This is a genomic window from Priestia sp. SB1 (assembly GCF_038898415.1).
In genome coordinates, this window is record NZ_JBBJSS010000002.1 from 352,378 (window position 1) to 370,001 (window position 17,624).

Genomic DNA, 17,624 nt, shown 5'->3' on the forward strand with positions numbered 1-17,624 from the left:
AAAAGAAAAATCGTGTTGGAAGAAAAAAGAGAAAAAAAGTAATCTAAGAAGAGGTAACTTGCTTTAAAAAGAAAGTGTCAACATTTTCTTAGAATTATAAGAGAGAGATCGTAATAATGTCCTTAGTAGTATAAATTGACAGACTAACTTGTGTAGCAATACTGTTTGTGTTTTTATTGTAAAAGCAATGGCTAAATTACTTTTCTAATTATCATCCTAATTAGAAAATGAAAAATTGTTGAAGTCTTAATGTTTTTTAATAAAAGAAGGGAAATTGGTAAATTTATGTTAAAGTGTTAATATAACCAAAATCTTTAAAAGGTGAAAGGGAGTGCAAAAGTGAAGAAAAACAAAATCTTTATCGTGGCATCTTTATCTGTACTTGTATTGGGCGGGGGGCTAACTTACGGTATTTTATCAACCAGTGCTGCTTCAAAAGAAAAACAGTTAGAATCTAATGATATATTAAAGACTAACAATAATTCTTTGAAGTCAAATAAGTTATCTGTTGAACATACAGCTAACTCTAACAACAGCAATAATAGCCCTTTAAATACTAACAACTTGAGTATAAACGATAAGAAGAACAAAGATAATCTAGGTCAGTATACTTCTGAGCAAATTGAATACGCAAGAGTTTGGTCGCAACTTGGACCGAATCAAGCTATAGATGAGTTAAATGTCCAGCATATTAAGGCTGGCACACCGCTAAATTCTAATGATGAAACCAGTGCTTTATATCCAGAAGATGTTATTCAATTATCAGGTTCTCGGTTGGTAGATGGAGTAGTGACTTACAGTGGCAATGGAAATGGAACAATTAATGTATACAACGTTCCTTTGCGTTGGGATGGCAGTTATCCCGCTGGGGAAAAATTTTACACAGATATAATTGAAAATACAAAGTTAGTATCCGTTAACACTGGTGAAGATGAGAAAGTTATAAAATTAATTAAACTACTGAATGTTTATTATTAAGTTAATCAATCATAAAAAAACGCCCAGCTTATCCTGAGCGTTTTTTTGTTAACTCTCTAATTTAACTTTTCGTTTGGACAATAAGTATCCTATGCCAAGTGAAAGAACGGTAATAGCGGTTGGAATTAAGAAATGGAAATCGTTTAACATAACTTTTTCAAGTGCTGGTTCCTCGACAATCATTCCTCCAGCAGTCCAAGCTAAAATTCCTGATCCTATGTAAACAATAATAGGGAACTTTTCCATACCCTTTAGAATTAGTTGACTAGCAAATACAATGATAGGAATACTTACTAATACTCCAATAAATATTGCAAAGAAGCTACCGTGGGCTGCGTCTGCTAATGCTAAAACATTATCTAAAGACATTACAGCGTCGGCAATTATAATAGTCTTAACAGCAGACCAAACCGTTGTCCCGCCTTCTTTATGGCTCTCTTCGCCACCAGATAACAATTTAATAGCAATATAAATAAGAAGAAGACCGCCTGCAAGGGTTAAGTAAGGAATGTTTAATACGTGTACAATAACAGCTGCAAAGATTAAGCGTAAAGCTACTGCACCAAATGTTCCCCAAAAGATAGCTTTCTTTTGATTCACTTTAGGTACATTACGAGCGGCCATAGCAATTACAACCGCATTGTCTCCGCTTAAAACAATGTCAATAAGAATAAGTTTTAATAAAACGATTATAGATAGACCAAATAACTCCAATAAATTCACCTCGAATATGTAAATAGTTCTAACAATATGTCTTTTAAAAGTTTGAAGAGAAGCAAAGCGTTTAATAATAAAATTTTAAAAACACATATTTAAAAAGAGATATAAAATCTCTTTTTAATACTCTTCGTTGTTTCTAATTACAAACAGACAAATTACAGAATAAATAGGAATAATTATAGAGAATACTGTGTGTAGAACAGGCTTGTTGGAGTATTTTTCATATAGCCAATAAAGTACTAAAATAGAGAAAATACCGTAGGCCATTCCAGCGATAGCATTTACAATTGGAATCCAACAAACAAGAATATAGATTAAAGTAATAATGATGTATTTAAAGCCTCCATTACCACGTAATCTATCACTTACAAGTTCACCCACAATCCAAACATTTGCTACAGGGATCCAAGCTAACCAGGGTTTAGATATACCCGCGTTTTTAGCCATAGTAGATAATGCAACAGCGTTAAGAATATAGCCCACCAAACCAATTGCAATGATAATTAACCATATCGGAAGAAATATCATAGGATCAATGTTAGTTTCAACGTTTTCTATAGTAAGCACCTCCTTCTTTTAAAAGTTACTAACTTATTATTTTTATTTTAGTTTTTACCTTTTTTAAAAAAGAAAAGAGCTATATAGACAAAATAGTATTTCTACAAGTATAAAAATATAATTTTTTCCCAAAGATGATAATAGAAGAAGTTAAGGAGGAGATAAAAAATGGAATTAGCAAAATTAAAAGATACAGCAGAGTTATTTAAAAGAGTAAGGGATGAAAATGACCTCTCTAAAGCGGAACTAGCTAAGAGAATTAAATCTTCAGGGCCGTATGTATCTAGTATTGAGTCAAAAAAGAAAGTCCCTGGTGAAAAACTATTAACTAGATTAGCGGAGGAATTCTCCATAGATTTAAATGAGTGCTTAGCTTTAATTAAGCCATCTAAAGAATCAATTGGAATGAAGAACTCTAAAAGAGGTCGCAAAAAAAAGCTTGAGGAAACAGGTAGCAAAAAAGTAATTGAATTGCATAAAGAAAAAGAAGAGGTAGTCTTAAGCAAGATTAAAAACGCAGCTACTTTATTTCGGACTGTCAGAAAAGCAAACAATCTGACTCTTAATAAAATGAGAGATAAGATATCCTCACCAGCTTCATATCTTTCTTCAATAGAAAATGGAAATAAAATTCCTGGCAAGCGCTTAGTGACTAAATTAGCAGAAACGTTTAAATTACCACTTGATCAATGCTTAAAAATAGCTGGTTTTTCAAGCGATGCTGCAAATAAGGGCGAAAAGCAACAGAAGGTTAACGAAGTAAAAGTGGCACTAAATAACGAAACAGATCTTTTAACAGACTCTAAAGTATTAGTTGTTAATGAAACTAAGACAGATGTAAAAGAAATTACGTTAAAAGAAACTTTAGTAGAAGATACACAAAAAGAGAAAAAAATTAACGGAAGTAAACAGCCAAGCAGAAAGAAAGACGATTCTGCTATTGAAGCCGTTAACTTAACGGATTTAAACTATTCTAAAGTAGCAAAAGGTGAATTCGATTTATCGAGTGGTAAATCATTTGTTGCTGATTTAAATTTATTAATGAATAATACAGACGGCGAGCTAAATTCTTATGAATTTACTTTTATTGTTGATGTTGAAACAGAGCAAGCAGTTCAAGTAAAGATATCTCAAGGTATAGTAACAGTCGAAACAGGCAAGAAAAAGCAGTGGATCTTGCAATAAGATAAGGCTATTCTGGTCCACAATTTTTATAATGGAAACTTTCAACAAAAATAATTTCCTGTATTTAATAAAACCAATGATTGAAGCAGACCTAACGTAGCGGTTAACAGGTTTGCTTTATTTTTTTATGTATATTCCCAAATATAAATATAAGCGTTTAATATGTTTAAAACATTAGAAAAGGATGACTAGAAAATGGGAAAGAAAATAAAGATCATTGTTTCAACCGCTATTATATTGTTTTTAGTAGGATTAGCTTCGCACAACGAAATCACTAAAGGCTCTACTAAGAAAGAAAGTGTAGAAAATAAGGCTATTCACCAATTGCATAAGTAACTATTGTAAAGACAAAAACTACTTACATACATAAGGGGAAGAATTTAAGCAGCGCTTTCTAAAGTTAATAATAACGAAAAAGCAATTAGTTATTTTAATAATTAATTGCTTTTTATATTGAATTAAAATCTAAAATGTCCTCAATTGGCAGATACTTATAATGATATTAGATACTTAAGTTACCCTATTTGTAGAAAGCTTAATGATAAATAGGGATTAGTAAGAGACAAAAAGAAATAGCTACTAGTTAAAGTGGCCATTTCTTTTTTGTATTATCGAATTACGCGAACCGCTTTAACCATACGTGGTTCCCAATAAGAATTTCCTTTTAGGTTAGTATAAGAGACACCTTTAGAAGTTGCCGCATTAATCATAGTGTTATTTCCAGCATAGATACCAACGTGGTTAATTGTTCCGTTATGATCAGTATCAAAGAATACAAGGTCACCTTTTTGTAAAGCGTTTAGAGATACAGGTGTTCCCACTTGTGCTTGTGATGCTGAAGTACGAGGTAACGAAATACCTGCTGCTTTAAATGCTCTTAAAGTAAAGGAAGAACAATCGAAAGCATCTGTACGAGACGTGCTTGCACCATAAACATACTTAGCTCCTAAGTACTTAGCACCTTCGGCAAACACTTTATCTGCTACAGCGGCATTAGTAGGGGCTGCTGTTTGAACTTGAGCTGGTTTTGTCTCTACTGGCTTTGCTTGAGTAGTTTGAGCCGGTTTTGTTTCAGCAGGTTTAGCAGGTGTTGTCGTAGCCGGTTTTGTTTCAGCGGGTTTAACTTGTTCTGTTTGAGTTGGCGCTGTCACAACAGGTTTAGCAGGCGTTGTTGGCGCTGGCTTTGTTTCAACAGGCTTAGCCGGTGTTACAGAAACTTCTTTCTGTGTCTCTTTAACAGTAGTTTGGGTTGTTGCGCTTGGTTTTTGGACATTGACAACTGTTCCTGCAACTTTTAATGTTTGGCCAACACGAATCTTATTAGCGTTAGAGATTTCAGGATTTAAAGCAAGCAAGAAATCTACCGTTTTATTATTAGCTTTAGCAATACTAGATAAAGTATCACCTAATTTAACTGTGTGCATTCCGTTTGTAGAAGGAGCAACTGTATATGGAGCTTTTGAGCTTGTGCTGTTGTTTGTGCTTGTAACAGTACTAGTAGCAACTTGTCCATCTACAAGAATGTTTTGACCAACGATAATAAGATTCGGGTTGGAGATTTGTGGGTTTAATTTAATTAATGTGTTTACAGTAGTATGGTATTTTGTAGCAATTTTCTTTAAAGAATCGCCAGCTTTAACTACGTATTTTTCTTCTTTGTTATCAACTTTAAGGATTTGCCCAGGGATAATTAAATTAGAAGTTAATTTGTTAGTGTTTTTTAAATCTTGAACACTAGTAGTATATTTTTTTGAAAGATCCCAAAGTGTATCTCCTTTTTCTACTGTATGAGTGCTTGCGAAAGCCGAAGAAGTTGCTAAAAGTGAGCTTAAAATTGTACCTGTAACGATAAATGTCTTTTTCATATTTTGTTTCCTCCAGTGATGTATATGTTTATTCTGCTTTATGTTTTTCGTTATTTATATTTTTTAGGTGTTTTTCTATGACACCAACCATTATATTGAGAAAAAAAGCGAGAATTCCACTGGTATTTCAATAAGAAACAGTTACAAATATTACAGTATTATTACAACAAATAATATAAGTAGACATATATGTATGATGATGGAAATTTTCAATGGGCTATAATTAAAATTAAGAACTTAACGAAAAAAATAAATTAAGCAATAACAGAAGAATAAAAGTATACCAGATTAAAACAAGTTTATTATAAAACAAAGTGTATAAAGGAAATATTTGTGAGCAAAAAAAGAGAAAAACAGGCGGTTAACCGCCTGTTTTAAGTGTTGTTTGACCTTGAGACTAGTCTACGCACTTCATCAAAGTCTTCTTTTAAACTATTGTATTCCTCTTGTAATGCAGTATGTTCATCTTTTAATTGACTATATTTATCATCAGCTTTTTTCTTATTTTTTAAAAAAGAGATGACATCATCGTAAGTAATCCCGCCATCTTCTTTAAATGGATCATCTATGGTCGTTAACGAAGGGGTAGGGGCATTAGTTGACTTATTTTTCTTAGTAGAATCTTGGATAGAAGAAGGTGCATTTTTTGTTTTTTTATTTTTAGCTTCTTCTTTAGCTTTTTTTAATTCTTCAGAATATCGTTGTCTTAATGTGCTGTTCCATCTAAAACCAACGGATCCTGCAGAGCGGCCAGTTTGCTCAGCAACTTCTTCAAATGCAATTAATTGAGTTTTTCCATTTCTTACATTTTCTAAAATGCAGTCTTTTAATAAAGTATCTTCTGCATTAGACCAGCTTTTATTCTTCTGTTGTTCAGTTTTTGGCATAATTAGACCTCCTTTTTTTCTACTAATACAATATTTATTCCATATAAAAAAATATATGCTTGTTTCTAAAGGTGAAAAGAGTTGTTTTCCTTAGAACTTATTCTTTTCAGTGTTATGTTTTGTGTTTTTTTAATCTCATTCCTTCGCGAACTTTTAAATACTATCGTGTGATTTACTTGTTAAAAGAAAAAGACATCTATATAGCAATATAGATGTCTTTGTAATTTTAAATGGTATATTTATTGTTTTTTTCTTTTAAGTTCCGAAAAATGTAAATTGCTTGGTAACCTGTATCTGTTGTCTTCTGCAATTGGCTTAATTTCTTTTGGTTCATTTTTTGCGACGTTGTAATAATGGACAGTGGAACCGTTCTGAAAGGACTTTTGAACCCTAGGCCCACTTATTTTTCTGTTAACGGAAATTTTTCTTGTCTTCCTTACCCTTTTCGTTGTGTTATAAACCATAAACCCTATTAAAGAAACAAAAAAAACAGCCACAAGAATTAAAGTGATTTTTTCTAAAGGTAAATGCATTTAAATCTACTCCTTTTAATTATTTTTTAAAGAGTACTATGAATTTAAATGTTTTGGGGTAAATACTTATTTTTTTGAAGCGAAGTGCTTTGTTGCCACTGAACATAACTTTCTTCTAATCTGTTAAAACCTTTTAACAATTCGTCGTTGTCGCAATATGAGTAACAAAGGCGGAATTTTGTGTTTGTTTGATCGTCTAAAGCAAAAGCTTTACCAGGGATAAATACAACGCCGCTTTGAGAAGAGTACTTTAACCATTCAGTTACATCTCCAGCGTGGGTATCTACCCAATAAAATATGCCACCGGCCGGTTCGTTGCTAGTCCATCCGTATTTTTTGTTCATTCTGTGTAAGAAGGTTTTAGTCAAATCTTTTTTTATCTCATAGAAAGTTCTTTGCTTTTCTAGTGAATCGTTCCACGCATCAGATTTAATCATTTCATTAACTACCATTTGGTTTAAAGGAGAGGTGCAGGAATCCGTTGTTTGTTTAAATTGTTCTAACTTCTTAATATAGAAAGGGTGTGCCAAAATGAAACCAGTGCGTAGGGTAGGTGCAATGGTTTTTGAAAAACTGTATAAATATATAACTTTTTCTTTAAGAGAATCTAATTCAAATAAAGAGGGTAATCGTTTATCAAAAATTAAATCTCTATAAGGGTCATCCTCAATAATTAAAAAATTATATTCATAAGCAAGCTCTACCAATTTTTTACGCTTATTTAACGATAAAGTAGTGCCTGTAGGGTTGTTTGCATTGGGGATAATATACAAGGCTTTAATTGGAGCTTTTTCGAGTTCTTGTTCCAGGTATTCAATGTTCATTCCATCTGCTTCTACAGGTATTTCTAAGGCGTTTAGATTGTATTGGTGAGTCAGGGAATGAGCAATAGCGTATGTGTATGATTCAAAAGCAATTGTGTCTTCTGGATTAAGTACAAGGCGAGCGCATAACTCAACTCCTTGTGTGTTTCCTGTACTAATCATTATATAGTCTTGAGATATATTTTCTCTTTTTGAAATAGTTGATAAAAGCGGTGATATACCTTTTGAACCGCCGTAGTTAAAATAAGAGTCAGTTCCAGACTCAAATATAGAATTATAAATCTCTTGGAGTTTCTTTTTAGCTAATAGCTCTCTATTTGGTAAACCAATACTAAAGTATACTGGATCTGTTACAGAAGTCTTTGCATTATCCATCAGAGAATCAATAGCAGTTTGTCTTGTGTTTAAGCTTAAGTTAGATAAAAAATGTTTCAATTTAAAAGCCTCACTTTCTTAAATAATTATTTAATAGAAAAAAATAAAATCCCTAATTCACTAAAAAATAAAAAAAGAACCTTATTTTAAGATTCTTTTTTTAAAGATTGCTTCACAATATTAAATTCTTTATACGTATTAATGTGAAAGTCTGCTTCAACTGCAGGGTTTTGAAAAGCACAGGTAGGGATGCCTAACTTTCTTGCTGGGATAAAGTCTAATTCCCGATCACCCACAACAAGGTCTATGTTGTATTTATTATGTAAGTACTTGTATGAGTCTGGCTCTGGTTTTCTTGGAAAGTTGTCATCTTCAAGACAAAGTACTTCAGTAAAGTAATGATCCAGCTTCCAGTATCTCAATAATACTTCAACAGATTTTTTATCCTTATGAGTAACGATAACATTTATGTTACTTTCAGTTAAAACCTTCTCTATGTCCGGAAAAGGCTTTTTTTCTCCAGGGTGTATGTTTCTTTCTATCTCTTTAAAGTAAGGTCTAATGCTGTTATCCAAGCCGAAATATTTAAATGCAACATAAGAGTTGATTTTTAGTAAAGAAAACAGCTTTTGTTCATCTAAATCTTTTCCAGAGGCTTTTTGAAGTCCGAAAACGATAGAGGGTAAAGAGTTTATCAACGTACCATCTAAGTCCCACAATATGTTCAAGAACATCACCTACTTTCTCATAAAAAAGTTGTGTTCTTAATAATTATTTTATATAGAAAATAATTGAGCGGAAAAAATAATTGATTTAGAAATTAGTCTCAACAATTAGCAAAAGCAACATCTTTAAAAGAAGTTGCTTTTTAAAGTGCATATTTATTAAAGGTTAACTCTTCACTCTTCATTCCATTTTTCTTCTGAATTCATCCACTTTTTGTTTACTAAGTCATAACAGTTTTCATAGTCGTGCAATCCAACATAGGAGGGAAGACCAATTGAGCTGCCATTTGCTTTACTCCAACAATTCGCAAACCACTCCGCTAATATGATTTGTTCTCTTTTATTTAGTTCTTCCTCACTAGCTTCGTAGAATTCCCAGAATGTATCTTCCTCGTCTTCTGAGACTGAAAAATATGTAGTTTCGCCAAGAAGCTGGATATTTCCATAAAAAATATCTTTCTCAATATCTGGATCAAACATATACTGCGTAGCATATCTATCCATACCATCAACAACAATGTGTAAAGATAATAGATCTGTAAATACAGTGAAATCCAATAACTCAATTTCTTCTTTGTACTTTAATAAAGTAATCGACTTTATATTTTTTGTTAGTTCTGCTGAGTGCTTCTCTAAATTGCTCTTATAATCACTTAAGTATTTTTCTTTAGTAAACATTTTAATTCCCCGCTGACATTCTTTATTTGCGCTTGATTAGTACATTTATCAATATGTGTAATATGATTATACTTGTTATTAGTTAAAAGGGGGAGACAATTTGTTCAAAGTATGGATACAAGAGGAAAAGGTAAGCTCTGGTTTTTTGAGAGACACGGGGCATCACTTAGCAATAGATGGTTATATAAAAAAAGTATACAATATTAATGCTCAAAAGGGAGAAGATCAAGTAGACGACAACAAAGAGTATTTACAGGAGTTTTTAATTCAACAAAATAAGTATCCGCTGTACTTTACGATTGTAGGTTATGAAGAATACGATGAGTTAGAGGAGATACTAAAAAGAGGTAGTCTTCAATACAAGCTAAATCTTTTGGAGGAATCTCGTCCATACTGGACCAATGGTAAGAATTTAAAATATCATCCTCCTTGTTTTACTGTAGAAGTTATCAATGAAGAAGCGTTAGTTTACATACTTAAAGAAACGTATTGGTTGCCTACTCAAAACGAATTTTATGCAATTTCTACTTCTGAAAATCTGTATTTTAATTTAGAGGAAGTTATGGAGTGGGGAAAAAAGAAAAAACGATCAGCACCACACTTTAAAAGTGAAGAAAATTCTACTTTTATTACAATATTTCACGATGGTTATGGGTTTTATTTGTTTTCCAATGAAGAAAAGTATTCTTCCATAAAAAAATTGTGCACTAACCTTCCTTCTAATACAGATATAAGACAGATTAATGATGATCTGGTAAACGGTGGATGGGACTAAACCAACTCTAACACCAATATAATTATTTGCTAAAGAACTTACTTTGCTAGTAAGTTCTTTTTTGCTGTGTCATTTTTAAAGTAGCGTTTTAATTGTTATGAAAATAATTCTGAAGTTAAATCTCCTTTCTGCTAGCAGTTTATCTTTTGGCGTACTTCAAGCATAGAAAAAAAAAGACTTTTTTCTAAAAAAATATAAATCGAAGCTACAATATTTAAAATGCGAAGGGAGTTTTAAGTGTGATTCATTCAAAAACAATAAAAGTACATAACACACCAGAAGAATTAAAACGAAAAACAAAGGAGATTAAAGATTTGTATAGTGAGTTTGCAGGGGGATTACTTAATAAACTTTCTTACTTAGATAAAAATCATTTTAGAGCATACACATTTTTAGAAGAAAAAATTTATAGCAAACTAGAACTTGGGAACGGGCGTATAACTGTTAGCGGGTTAATTAGTATCTTCAAGTGGTATATAGGTCGTATGAAGGTAAGAACAATATGTGGTTTTAATAACCAGGAGTTTCAATTAGAGTATAGAGACCTAAGGAAAAGTGGTATGCATTTAGACGTTTGCTTTAATATTAAAAGCGAAGTAGGAATACAAGACGAGTTTGGGCTCAGATTTAACGTTTCAAAAGGGTATGTAGAAAATCAAATGTTTAAAAAGTTTAAGGAAATGGAGAAAAATGCGGTTAATCTATTAGGATACAAAAGAAGCCAATGGATGTTGCAAGAAATTTTTGTAGAAGGTGATGATCAGGATCATTTCCTTTTAAGAGGGCAAGCGCTAGAGAAATTCTTAAAAGATGAATACAAGAACTTTTTAGATAGATGGAAAGGTTTAATTTTGGAAAAACGAGAAGAAGTAAAAGAGATATACAAATCAGTCCTTACAGGAGATAGCCAGTGGGCTAAAACGTGAAAATTATGATTGGTTATTGTAAAAATAGAAAGATTGAATTGCTGAAAATTTATTAAACGACAAAAAGCGGCTATAAGTGTATACTTGTGGCTGCTTTTTAACGCCCAAGTTAAAGTAACAAAGAAAAAAGCACTCTTATACAAGTGCTTTTTTCTTTGAACTATTGTATGCGTCCCAAATAAGAAGAAATCCACAAATTATGTGTAAGAGCATACCTAAAATAGGTATCCAACCCAATAAAGAAGTTACAATTCCAAAGATACTACCAAAGTATCTAGAATTTTCTTTTGAAGAAAAAATAAGAGTAACTATGTGGAGCACTAACATAGCAATTAAAGGGGACCACCCTAACGATAAAATAAATAAGCCACCGTACAGGGGGATACCTAAAAAGGCTTCGCTAATACCTGAAACCCATTTTAAAAATGAAGAAATCATAGATAATTCACTCCCATCTGTAACTATTCTAATGAAAGGGAGTAGTAATTCAAATATTTAGGAGAGTTCTTCTGCAAATGTAATATTTAAAAGAGGATAGTTTTGTAAAAAGAGCTCTTTATGTATGCTATAATTTTACAAAAAGGAGATTTATATGAAGAGAATCCTTGGGTATACATCTGTAGTGTTTTTTGTATTATCGGCTACTTTATGGTTACTTTGGTTTAACGATAGCGGTACGGTATTTTCGAATGAAATTGATTTTGTAGTAGCTATTTCTTTTGGTATTCTAGGAATGATTACAGCGTTCTTTGCGAAAAACAATGCTTTGGCTGTAGTTTCTTTTATGGGCAGCTTTGCTATCATTTTTATGGCTGTTATTTTCCCGTATTTGATGTCTATAATATGGAAACCTATACCTTAAAATTAGAAAAAGACCTGAGTATAAAGAATATAGAAGGTTTAAAATTATTTACTACCCATTAAAAACTAGCAATTGAATATTTTTTGGTCTTAAATTTGTTATTAGCAAGTATATATTAGTAGATTACTAAAAAGGCTCTAATCAATTATGATTAAGAAGCCTTTTATTTTGTTTGTAAAAAAGCATACAATGACAAAAATCTACTAAGAGGTGAATAGTTTGGCTGCATTAGGCTGGTTAATAGCAATTTCAATGCTTTTAGGAACTATAACATTAAAAAGCTTAAAAAGTGCTATAGAGGATGAAGAGGGAGATCGAAACTTATCTGATGAAGAGAAGGAAGAGCTATCTACGTTTTTAAATGCTTACCATATGAATAGCTTTCCACAAAAAATTATACTAATTATAGGAGTGGGTGGATCCGCTATTTCTATGATGGTCGATAAATTAATTAACTTGCCATTTTATAAAAGATAAATGAGTTTCTTAACCAATCTATCTGTGCATCAAATAGTTGAGAAATATGTATACAAAATTGTGGCTGTTATAGAAGATTTAAACGGATTCTACCTAGAAGATAAAGATAATATAGTAACATTGCTAATACATAACATAATGTCTTTTCTGCAGGGTTCTTCGTTTAATTGTTATTTAGAAGAAGAGATTAAAGAAACAATAATGCCTTTTACTTATTCTGAAGCGTTTATAAGAAGTTTTTTAAAAGAGGACTTGTTTGTTACAGAGATAAGTGATGATGTAATTAAAAGTTTTCGTAAATGTTGTCGTATATACTTTTTTAATGAAAACAAGTATAAGTTTAATCAAAAAAGTAAAAAGTACCCTTCTATGGTTTATCTACCACCTGGAGAGAAGGGGAGTTCTTTAAATGAAATTCTCAAAAAATCAGCACATAAAGAAATAAAGAAGATATACCTTGTTAGCGTATTTTCAGATGAAACAAGTCAACTAAAAGACTTGGTCCTTTTTATAAAAAAAGAGCTAGATCCAACGGCCAAGCCGCTACTGTTACGGTTGCAAATTGAACTTAACTCTTTGATTTCTAAATTTGAAGAAGAATTGAGAAAAATCATTAAAGAAATAGCAGAGTACAGAACCCTATAGCGGTTCTTTTTTTATAAAGTAAATGTTCTATAATAGTATTATGTAAACTAAAGTCTTGGGAATTATGCAATCCGTTCATTTGACATTCTTATTTATAAATTTATATCTCTTACAAACCATTTTAGGAGTAAGGGAGAGAAAAAATAATGAATTGGATTTCCAAGACAAGAGGAATTGCCATATTAGCGGTGCTAATGATACACGTTAATACTCCGCTGCTGTATGAAAGTCAAAGTTCAGTATGGTGGTTAGGTCATATCTTTGATAGCTTATCTAGATTAGCTGTACCTCTGTTTTTAATGATTTCTGGAGCGCTTCTGCTTCATAAAGAAGAACCCGTTGGCTTTTATATTGAGAAAAGGGCGGCAAAGATTCTTATTCCTTTTATTGTATGGAGCGTCATCTATTTTATTTGTAAATTAAGCGGGGAGTTTAATGTAAAGCTATTCATTCAGCAATTCTTAAGCGGTAAAATATATTATCATTTGTGGTATTTTTATATTTTAATTCCGCTATATATTTTTATCCCTTTTTTACGGCGATTCGTTAGATATATTCCTTCAAGCTACATAATAATTTATGCCCTCATTTCCTCGGGTGTTTCTACAATTAACGATGTTATAGGGATTTACGGTTTAAATATGCAAGTATTTTCAAATCCATTCTCTGTAGGTGTATCGTATCTATTATTAGGTTACATCATTGCCCGTAGAGAATACGAATTAAAGTATTATCAATTATATGGTGCAGTATCCTTCTTAATTATTTTGTTGGGAACTTATTTAATTACTGCTTGGAGAGGTACACTAAGCCAAGTCTTTTACGATGCTCTTGGCTTACCCGTGTTAATGTATGCAGTAATGGTTTTCTATTTGTGTAAAAAGTGTTTAAATGGCAGTACACCTACTTATAAGGGTCAATTTTTAGAATACATAGGTAAGTACAGTTTTGGAATTTATCTAATTCATCCATTGTTGTTAACTTTAATGACGAAGTTTCCTACCTTCTCTATAAGTGCTTCAACAGGAAGCCCTTATATAATGATGCCTGTCACTTTTGTTGTAGTCCTGTCCTGTAGTCTATTGTTTATAATACCATTGTCCAAAATACCTATATTAAAACGAATAACATAATTTGAAACCACCTACTGTTTGTAGATGGTTTTTTGTATACAACTTAATGAAATTTTTCTTATCGTAAAAGCATTATAAGTTAGTACGAAAAGAATTTGCTGTATGTTTTAAGGGAATTTGTAGAAAATGTTCTACTTCTTATACAGAGGTGATGGGATTGAATAGGGGCTTCGGAGAAGAAGAACTAAAGCTATATTTTAAACCTTGTACTCAACTATATAAAAATACAAAGGGAGTAGTAGAAGAAATGAAAGTACTACTTATGGATATAGATTTACCCAATAGCGAAAAGAGCGAGCTTGTTGAATTAGCTTATCTACATAAAATAGGGTTTTCTAAAAAAGTTGTTCGCACAGGTTTTGAGCCGCTCGATGGAGCACTATATTGTAAAAATAAAAACTATTCTTTCGATTTGGTTACAGCTGTAATGTTTTCTTTTGGCGCTTTTGAGATAGTAGAGCGCAACTTTCCAGATTTGCTAAATGTATACATTGAACATAAATATTATAAAACGGCCAAAACTGAATTGTTTATTGATCTACTAACATATTGTGATTTACATCGCTCTGCTAACGGAGAAAAAATTGGTTGCAAGGAAAGACTGATGGATATTTACACTACCTTTGGTGAAACGCATAATTACAGTAATACTATAAAAAGTTTAGAAAATCAGTTTAGAGAAAACATAAATCGCGTAGAAAAGATGCGAACACATTTTACGATTGCTAACAAAACTTAATACATAAAAGGAATTCAAATAAGAAAAAAGAGACTCACTGAGTCTCTTTTTTCTTATTTACAGAACCTATGTACTTTCTAAAGCTATCATTGTTAACTATTTTGACTATATCCTTGTGTTGGGAAGGTTTCTGTAAGGCAGCGATCATCTCATCACCAACAGCTGGATAGTAGTGGAACCAATCAAAGTAATTATTCATATCCGTGGTAATTGGAGTGTGTCCTTGGAAGCTGTAAACTTCACCAAATACTTCAACCATATCTTTAAACCATCTTTCATAGGCTTGTCTTTGTTCCTGATTACTTAGAATTAAATCAAATCTTTTAGAAGGTATTGGATCTGTAAACACAACAAACTTTGTGTTAGGAAATGCTTTTTCTAAAGCTAATAACTTTTGTTTATACTTGTCATCATAAATAAAAGGTCGGGTAGTTGTGTCTTCAAAAGCGGCTTTGAATCGTTCCCATAGGGGCTGCAAGCGGTCATTTGAATAAGTTGTTTCCCCTACGTTATCACGGGTATAACTTCTAGGGCCTATATAGTAATTTGCTTTAGAAATTTTATAGTTATTAACTGCGGAATCAAAAGTACTTTTGGAAAACAGGGAAGTAATTCTATAGAAAGGCTCTTCTGATTTTTGGAAATAAGTAGACGGATCGCGGTTTGTGTTAATAGTTGAGGCGTCATACGAATTTACGTACAGCTCCATAAAAATGGTGTCAAAGTCTTTCCCATTTTTGTTTGTTGCGTATTCAATGTATGGGAGATACTCATCTATATGTAGAGAACTTAGGGAGTAATTAAAAACTTTTTCATTTTTAAATTGATGTTCATTCATATAAGTTACGCGGCTGGTTCCAATCATTAAATCATCGTAACTAAAATTTTTTCTACTGTTAATATAGTTTGTTTTTTGTTGCCTCTCATCAAAACCTATTTGATAATCATTGTATTTGTTTTTATGATCAAAATTCCAAAGGGGGTCAATGTAATAGGTAAATCCTATTACAATGGAAGCCGGTAAAACAACAACAATCAATGATGTGAGAAACAAACGTTTTATCCACTGTTTTGAATTCAACGTCATCCCTCCAGATTAAAAGTTAAAGTATAAAAAGATACTATTTTTTTGCATATAGAAAATAGTGACTAGAACAAGAATTAGCATAACCTGGCAAGCTACAATGTTAAACCATTTATATCTGAATTCTTCTAAGCGCTGAATTGAATTTTTAGTTAAAAATGCAAATAGAAGTAGGATGAAAAGTGTCAGAACAATAAGTTTAGGATTATCTAATGAGAATGTTCCAATTTTGTATGTCATTGCTTGTGGAAAATGCCTTACTGGATGAAATAGAAACTCTTTAAACTCTGCCCAGTGAGGTGTAAACATTTTAGTAATCATAACATTTGCTTGATCTACGGTAGCCGCTCTAAAGTAAACCCAGGCTAGATTTACAAATTGAAAAGTGAGGAACCAAGATAACCAATAAGGTAAATGGATTTTTGTTTTCCCCCATAATCTAACGACTATTGAAGCTAACCCGTGAAGGGTACCCCAAATAATGAATGTCCACCCTGCTCCGTGCCAAAAGCCACTAATGAAAAAGATAATAAAAACATTAAAATAAGTACGAGCAGCACCTTTGCGGTTTCCGCCAAAAGGAATATAAATATACTGCGTTAAAAAACGGCCAAGAGTCATATGCCATCTTTTCCAAAAATCTTGAATGTTTCTTGATTTATAGGGTGACTGAAAGTTAGTTGGCAGCTTAATGTTAAACAATAATGCTAATCCAATTGCCATATCACAGTAACCACTAAAGTCAAAATAAAGTTGAATGGTGTATGAAAATGAAGTAATCCAAGACTCTAGAAACGTCAGGTGGAGATAATTTTGAAAACCGTCATTAGCCCATATAGCTACGGTATCAGCAATTACAACTTTTTTTGTTAACCCAATAAGAAAAATAAATATACCTTTAGATATATTATCAAGAGAGATACGTTTGTTTTTTTCTTCTTCGAATTGAGGTATAACCTCTTTGTGGTGAACAATAGGACCAGCTATTAATTGAGGGAAAAAGGTAGCAAATAAGACAAAAGTGGAGAATTTATATTCTTTTGTTTCGCCACGATATGTATCAACTAAATAAGCGATCTTTTGGAAAGTAATGAAACTTAACCCCAGAGGAAGAATTAAGTGCAAAAGGTTAAAGTTTGTCCCAATTACAGTGTTTACGTTTGAAACAAAAAAGTCTGCGTACTTATAATAGCCTAATAAAGACACGTTGAATAAGACGCCAATTGCTAAAAGTATTCTTTTTTTACCTCGTTCTTCGCTTCTATTCATTAAACTACCGAGTATGTAGTTAGTACAAATAGAAATGGAAATTAGAATTAGATATTTCGGTTCAAAATAACCATAGAAGAAAAGAGAACCTAAAGCTAACCAATAAATAGACAATTGGTATTTCTTAAAGCGGTTTAAAAGAAAGTAACCACTAAAAACAATAGGAAGAAATAAGAAAATAAATATAAACGAGTTAAATAACATCCTATCCCTCTCTTTGTTAAATGATTTCCATTTCATCATATTAAACTTAAAGTTTTTATTTCCATTGTCTAAAGATACTTTTTTAATTTCCGTTAAAGTATCTGGGCTTTTTTGTTTCTGATTGTTTAAATGAAAAGTGTTAATAGGTGAGTAAATAACGTGAATCAACATTTGACTTTATA

21 protein-coding genes are annotated in these 17,624 nt (G+C 31.9%); 10 read left to right on the forward strand and 11 right to left on the reverse strand.

What is annotated here, in order from left to right; genetic code table 11:
- Positions 1-339 precede the first annotated feature (339 nt).
- Entirely contained in the window at positions 340-978 is a 639-nt protein-coding gene (locus WKH56_RS07170; protein WP_342835067.1) for a hypothetical protein, read from the forward strand.
- Positions 979-1,026: 48 nt separating this feature from the next.
- On the opposite strand, the gene WKH56_RS07175 is transcribed toward WKH56_RS07170, so the two are convergent.
- Entirely contained in the window at positions 1,027-1,692 is a 666-nt protein-coding gene (locus tag WKH56_RS07175; RefSeq protein ID WP_481861955.1) for a TerC family protein, read from the reverse strand.
- Positions 1,693-1,815: 123 nt separating this feature from the next.
- Complete coding sequence (locus WKH56_RS07180; RefSeq protein WP_342835069.1) at positions 1,816-2,265, reverse strand: hypothetical protein; 450 nt, start codon at positions 2,263-2,265, stop codon at positions 1,816-1,818.
- A 159-nt stretch (positions 2,266-2,424) separates the two neighbouring features.
- Between WKH56_RS07180 and WKH56_RS07185 the strand changes: the two genes are divergently transcribed.
- Positions 2,425-3,441: a helix-turn-helix domain-containing protein gene (locus WKH56_RS07185; RefSeq protein WP_342835070.1), complete on the forward strand. Its 1,017-nt coding sequence runs from the start codon at positions 2,425-2,427 to the stop codon at positions 3,439-3,441.
- Between the two features lie 195 nt (positions 3,442-3,636).
- Positions 3,637-3,777 (forward strand): hypothetical protein, encoded by a 141-nt coding sequence (locus WKH56_RS07190; RefSeq protein WP_342835071.1) that lies wholly within the window; start codon positions 3,637-3,639, stop codon positions 3,775-3,777.
- 272 nt (positions 3,778-4,049) lie between these two features.
- Here WKH56_RS07190 and WKH56_RS07195 read toward each other — a convergent pair whose 3' ends face one another.
- From WKH56_RS07195 to WKH56_RS07220, 6 genes are all read right to left on the reverse strand, one after another.
- Positions 4,050-5,306, reverse strand: coding sequence for a C40 family peptidase (locus tag WKH56_RS07195; protein ID WP_342835072.1), 1,257 nt, complete (start codon positions 5,304-5,306; stop codon positions 4,050-4,052).
- Between the two features lie 374 nt (positions 5,307-5,680).
- Positions 5,681-6,193: a hypothetical protein gene (locus WKH56_RS07200; protein ID WP_342835073.1), complete on the reverse strand. Its 513-nt coding sequence runs from the start codon at positions 6,191-6,193 to the stop codon at positions 5,681-5,683.
- A 239-nt stretch (positions 6,194-6,432) separates the two neighbouring features.
- The gene (locus WKH56_RS07205; protein WP_342835074.1) at positions 6,433-6,726 is read right to left on the reverse strand and encodes a hypothetical protein; all 294 of its coding nucleotides are present in this window, start codon (positions 6,724-6,726) and stop codon (positions 6,433-6,435) included.
- A gap of 44 nt (positions 6,727-6,770) precedes the next feature.
- Positions 6,771-7,985, reverse strand: coding sequence for an aminotransferase-like domain-containing protein (locus WKH56_RS07210; protein ID WP_342835075.1), 1,215 nt, complete (start codon positions 7,983-7,985; stop codon positions 6,771-6,773).
- A gap of 86 nt (positions 7,986-8,071) precedes the next feature.
- Positions 8,072-8,653, reverse strand: coding sequence for an HAD-IA family hydrolase (locus tag WKH56_RS07215; RefSeq protein WP_342835076.1), 582 nt, complete (start codon positions 8,651-8,653; stop codon positions 8,072-8,074).
- Between the two features lie 171 nt (positions 8,654-8,824).
- Positions 8,825-9,328 carry a hypothetical protein gene (locus WKH56_RS07220; RefSeq protein WP_342835077.1) on the reverse strand — a complete coding sequence of 168 codons (504 nt, stop codon included), beginning with the start codon at positions 9,326-9,328 and terminating at the stop codon, positions 8,825-8,827.
- A gap of 100 nt (positions 9,329-9,428) precedes the next feature.
- Between WKH56_RS07220 and WKH56_RS07225 the strand changes: the two genes are divergently transcribed.
- Complete coding sequence (locus WKH56_RS07225; RefSeq protein WP_342835078.1) at positions 9,429-10,103, forward strand: hypothetical protein; 675 nt, start codon at positions 9,429-9,431, stop codon at positions 10,101-10,103.
- Between the two features lie 239 nt (positions 10,104-10,342).
- Positions 10,343-11,029, forward strand: a complete 687-nt coding sequence (locus tag WKH56_RS07230; protein ID WP_342835079.1) for a hypothetical protein — start codon at positions 10,343-10,345, stop codon at positions 11,027-11,029.
- A gap of 135 nt (positions 11,030-11,164) precedes the next feature.
- Here the strand turns inward: WKH56_RS07230 and WKH56_RS07235 are convergent, their stop codons facing one another.
- The gene (locus tag WKH56_RS07235) at positions 11,165-11,467 is read right to left on the reverse strand and encodes a hypothetical protein (protein ID WP_342835080.1); all 303 of its coding nucleotides are present in this window, start codon (positions 11,465-11,467) and stop codon (positions 11,165-11,167) included.
- Positions 11,468-11,621: 154 nt separating this feature from the next.
- Here WKH56_RS07235 and WKH56_RS07240 point away from each other — a divergent pair, with 154 nt between their 5' ends.
- From WKH56_RS07240 to WKH56_RS07260, 5 genes are all read left to right on the forward strand, one after another.
- Complete coding sequence (locus WKH56_RS07240) at positions 11,622-11,891, forward strand: hypothetical protein (RefSeq protein ID WP_342835081.1); 270 nt, start codon at positions 11,622-11,624, stop codon at positions 11,889-11,891.
- A 219-nt stretch (positions 11,892-12,110) separates the two neighbouring features.
- Positions 12,111-12,368: a hypothetical protein gene (locus WKH56_RS07245; RefSeq protein WP_342835082.1), complete on the forward strand. Its 258-nt coding sequence runs from the start codon at positions 12,111-12,113 to the stop codon at positions 12,366-12,368.
- 24 nt (positions 12,369-12,392) lie between these two features.
- Positions 12,393-13,013 carry a hypothetical protein gene (locus WKH56_RS07250; protein WP_342835083.1) on the forward strand — a complete coding sequence of 207 codons (621 nt, stop codon included), beginning with the start codon at positions 12,393-12,395 and terminating at the stop codon, positions 13,011-13,013.
- A gap of 146 nt (positions 13,014-13,159) precedes the next feature.
- Positions 13,160-14,146, forward strand: coding sequence for an acyltransferase (locus WKH56_RS07255; protein WP_342835084.1), 987 nt, complete (start codon positions 13,160-13,162; stop codon positions 14,144-14,146).
- Between the two features lie 148 nt (positions 14,147-14,294).
- A complete protein-coding gene (locus tag WKH56_RS07260) occupies positions 14,295-14,885 on the forward strand; it encodes a hypothetical protein (protein ID WP_342835085.1) in 591 nt (196 codons plus the stop codon).
- 34 nt (positions 14,886-14,919) lie between these two features.
- Here WKH56_RS07260 and WKH56_RS07265 read toward each other — a convergent pair whose 3' ends face one another.
- Positions 14,920-15,966 carry a hypothetical protein gene (locus WKH56_RS07265; RefSeq protein WP_342835086.1) on the reverse strand — a complete coding sequence of 349 codons (1,047 nt, stop codon included), beginning with the start codon at positions 15,964-15,966 and terminating at the stop codon, positions 14,920-14,922.
- Between the two features lie 15 nt (positions 15,967-15,981).
- Positions 15,982-17,442: an MBOAT family O-acyltransferase gene (locus WKH56_RS07270; protein WP_342835595.1), complete on the reverse strand. Its 1,461-nt coding sequence runs from the start codon at positions 17,440-17,442 to the stop codon at positions 15,982-15,984.
- Positions 17,443-17,624 lie beyond the last annotated feature (182 nt).

Coding starts and splice junctions, on each gene's coding strand:
- WKH56_RS07185 (WP_342835070.1), top strand. CDS start 2,425: ATGGAATTAGCAAAATTAAAAGATACAGCAGAGTTATTTAAAAGAGTA.
- WKH56_RS07190 (WP_342835071.1), top strand. CDS start 3,637: ATGGGAAAGAAAATAAAGATCATTGTTTCAACCGCTATTATATTGTTT.
- WKH56_RS07195 (WP_342835072.1), bottom strand. CDS start 5,306: ATGAAAAAGACATTTATCGTTACAGGTACAATTTTAAGCTCACTTTTA.
- WKH56_RS07200 (WP_342835073.1), bottom strand. CDS start 6,193: ATGCCAAAAACTGAACAACAGAAGAATAAAAGCTGGTCTAATGCAGAA.
- WKH56_RS07205 (WP_342835074.1), bottom strand. CDS start 6,726: ATGCATTTACCTTTAGAAAAAATCACTTTAATTCTTGTGGCTGTTTTT.
- WKH56_RS07220 (WP_342835077.1), bottom strand. CDS start 9,328: ATGTTTACTAAAGAAAAATACTTAAGTGATTATAAGAGCAATTTAGAG.
- WKH56_RS07235 (WP_342835080.1), bottom strand. CDS start 11,467: ATGATTTCTTCATTTTTAAAATGGGTTTCAGGTATTAGCGAAGCCTTT.
- WKH56_RS07240 (WP_342835081.1), top strand. CDS start 11,622: ATGAAGAGAATCCTTGGGTATACATCTGTAGTGTTTTTTGTATTATCG.
- WKH56_RS07255 (WP_342835084.1), top strand. CDS start 13,160: ATGAATTGGATTTCCAAGACAAGAGGAATTGCCATATTAGCGGTGCTA.
- WKH56_RS07270 (WP_342835595.1), bottom strand. CDS start 17,442: ATGTTATTTAACTCGTTTATATTTATTTTCTTATTTCTTCCTATTGTT.